General features: G+C 67.9%; 4 protein-coding genes. 2 read left to right on the plus strand and 2 right to left on the minus strand.

Features of this window, described 5'->3' with window-relative positions; all coding sequences use genetic code 11:
• Positions 1-142: 142 nt before the first annotated feature.
• Complete coding sequence (locus Q0716_RS04125) at positions 143-1,030, plus strand: alpha/beta hydrolase (RefSeq protein ID WP_299020001.1); 888 nt, start codon at positions 143-145, stop codon at positions 1,028-1,030.
• Here the strand turns inward: Q0716_RS04125 and Q0716_RS04130 are convergent.
• Together Q0716_RS04130 and Q0716_RS04135 are read right to left on the minus strand one after the other, a co-directional pair.
• Positions 993-1,823: an undecaprenyl-diphosphate phosphatase gene (locus Q0716_RS04130; protein WP_299020002.1), complete on the minus strand. Its 831-nt coding sequence runs from the start codon at positions 1,821-1,823 to the stop codon at positions 993-995. The genes Q0716_RS04125 and Q0716_RS04130 overlap by 38 nt on opposite strands.
• 96 nt (positions 1,824-1,919) lie before the next feature.
• Entirely contained in the window at positions 1,920-2,321 is a 402-nt protein-coding gene (locus Q0716_RS04135; protein ID WP_299020004.1) for a hypothetical protein, read from the minus strand.
• Between the two features lie 149 nt (positions 2,322-2,470).
• On the opposite strand from Q0716_RS04135, the gene Q0716_RS04140 reads away from it, so the two are divergent.
• Positions 2,471-3,176 (plus strand): glutamate--tRNA ligase family protein (locus Q0716_RS04140; protein WP_299020006.1); only part of this gene is annotated, 706 nt, incomplete at its 3' end.

Below are 3,176 nucleotides of genomic sequence, written 5' to 3' on the forward strand. Positions count from 1 at the left end.
ACCTGGGGCCAACGGCTGCGCGAGGCGTTCGACCAGATCGAAGCCCCCGATTGGCAACCCGGCAGTGCACTGGTGGCGCCCAGCGGTCGCCACCGCGCCCTACGAAAAATCATGACCCCCGCCGACAAGCTGATCTGACGCCATGAACCCGCCTCCGAACGAGCAACCCTGCATCGTCTTCTCGCACGGCAACAGTTTTCCGGCCGGTACCTACCGCGTGCTGCTCGACGCGCTGCGTGCGCGCGGCTACCGCGTGCTGGCGGTGGACAAGTACGGGCACGACCCGCGCTACCCCGTCACCAGCAACTGGCCGCATCTGGTGCAGCAACTGGCGGACTTCACCGAGGCCCAGGTCGGCCCGCACGACCAGCCGCTCTATCTGGTCGGCCACTCGCTCGGCGGCTTTTTGAGTCTGATGTGCGCCGCGCGCCACCCGGTGCTGGCGGGGCGCCCAGTGGCCGGCGTCGTCATGCTCGACTCGCCCGTGCTCGGTGGCTGGAAAGCGCGCGCGCTGGCGGCGGCCAAACACACGCGCCTGATCGGTGCCGTCTCGCCGGGCCAGGTCAGCCGCAAGCGGCGCAACCGCTGGGCCAGCGCCGCCGAAGCGCTCGAGCATTTCCGCCACAAGCGCGCCTTCGCGCGCTGGGACCCGCGCGTGCTGGCCGACTACATCGAATACGGCACCCACGACGTCACCACGCCCGACGGCGTGCAGCGCGTGCTGAGCTTCGACCGGGACATCGAGACCGCCATCTACAACACCCTGCCCCATCACCTGGACCGCCTGCTGCGCCGCCACCCCTTGCAGTGCCCAGTGGCCTTCATCGGCGGCACCCAGTCCGAGGAAATGCGCCGCGTGGGCTTGACCATGACGCACAAGCTCTGCGGGCGCGAGCCCTCACCGCGGCTGCAGTTCCTCGAGGGCACGCACCTATTTCCCATGGAGCGGCCGGAAGAAACCGCGGCCGCCATCGACTGTGCCCTGCAGCACTTCAGGGCGACCAGTCCACCCAGCCCAGCATCCCACTGACAAGGATGAGTCCGCCAAAGACGATTCGGTACCAGGCAAACGGCACGAAGCTATGACTGGCCACATAGCGCAGCAGCCACTTTACCGACACCCACGCTGACACGAACGACACCACGAGGCCGACCACGAACACCGGCACGTCGGCACTGGACAACAGCGCCCGGTGTTTGACCAAGTCGTACGCCGCCGCGCCGAAAAGCATCGGGATGGCCAAAAAGAAGCTGAATTCGGTCGCCACGCGCCGTGACAGGCCCAGCGCCATGCCGCCGATGATCGTGGCGCCCGAGCGACTCACGCCCGGCACCAGGGCGGCACACTGGATCAGTCCGACGCCCAGCGCGTCGCGCCAGGTCAGCGCATCGACATCCGCCACCCGCGGCGCGCGCTGGCGCGCGTGCCACGCCTCGACCCACAGCATGATCAGGCCGCCGACGATGAAGCCGGCCGCGACCACCCAAGCGTTGAAGAGCAACGCCTTGATCGGCCCGATCAACCAAAACCCCGCCAGCGCCGCCGGGAAAAAACCCAGCGCCACGTTGACGGTAAAGCGCTGCGCCTCGCGCTGGCGCGGCAAGCCACGCACGGTCCCGATCAGCCGCTGCCAGTACAAGCCGACGATGGCCAGGATGGCCCCGGTCTGGATCACCACCTCGAACACCTTGACCGTCTCGCCGCGCCAACCGAGCAACGCGGCCGCCAGAATCAGGTGCCCGGTGGACGAGACGGGCAAAAACTCAGTCAGGCCCTCCACCACGCCCATGATGGCGGCCTTGAACAACAGCAACCAATCCATCCCGTGATCGTAACCGCTGCCGGGCGGCGGTAAACGGAAACCGACTGCCCCGGCCACCCCGATGAGCGGCACGGCGGCAACGAACCGGTCAGGCAATCACCATGAGCGCCAGCGCGGGTGGTGCGGCGCCACGTACACCACGTCCGGCCCGCTCACGGCGGGATAGGATGGCCACACCTGCACCACCCGCCCATACTCGCGATCGCCGTGGCGGGGATGCCGCCGGTGGCCGGCCGGTACCCAGTAACCCGTCGAGGGCACCACCACCACCGGCGCGGGGGTGGTGACCACGACCGGTGGCATCACCACGCGCGGCGCGGGGGCCACCACCACAGGGGGGTAGTTGCCCACCCCGACCGAAACGCCCGGCTGGTGCACACCGATCGACCAGTACACATCACCCGCCTGCGCCGCAGCGCCCAAGGCGGCCAGGCCCAGCCCCAGCGCAGTCCGTGCAGCGGCACGCGGTGAAAAAAAGCGTTGAACGAACGGCTTCATCGCAGTCTCCTTTCGGTCCCTGTGGCAGGCTGATGCATGACACCCCGCATTTCAGCACTGACCACGCTCGACCGCGGTTTCCGAATCGTCACGACTGTAAGCAAGCGTAACGCCCGTTACCCCAGCGGCGGCCCACCTAAAATCGGGGCATGACCGATCACGCCACGCACCCGCCCCACGCCCCCTCCAGCAGCCACTTTCTGCGCCAGATCATCGAGCGCGACCTGGCCCAAGGCCGCTGCGAGGGTCGGCGCTGGGCCGGCAGCCCTGGAGACGGCACGCACCACGAGCGCGGCGGTCCGGACCCGGCCAAGGTGCGCATGCGCTTTCCACCCGAGCCCAACGGCTACCTGCACGTGGGCCACGCCAAGAGCATCTGGCTCAACTTCAGCCTGGCGCAGGAGTATGGCGGCGTGTGCCACATGCGCTTCGACGACACCAACCCCGAGAAAGAGGAGCAGGAGTACGTCGACGCCATCCTCGATGCTGTGCGCTGGCTCGGCTGGAGCTGGGATGCCCACGGCACCAGCCACCTCTACTACGCGAGCGACTACTTCGACTTCATGTACCGGGCGGCCGAGTACTTGATCGAAACCGGCCACGCCTACGTGGACGAACAGACGCCCGAGCAGATGCGGGCCAACCGCGGCACGCTTACCGAGCCGGGCATCGACAGCCCGTACCGCAACCGCCCGGCGCAGGAAAGCTTGGCGCGATTTCGCGAGATGCGCGCCGGCCAACACCCCGACGGCGCCATGGTGCTGCGCGCCAAAATTGACATGGCCTCGCCCAACATCAACCTGCGCGACCCGGCCATCTACCGCATCAAACACGCCGTGCACCACAACACCGGCG

Origin of the sequence: uncultured Tepidimonas sp. (assembly GCF_938045175.1) — a bacterium.
GTDB lineage: Bacteria > Pseudomonadota > Gammaproteobacteria > Burkholderiales > Burkholderiaceae_C > Tepidimonas.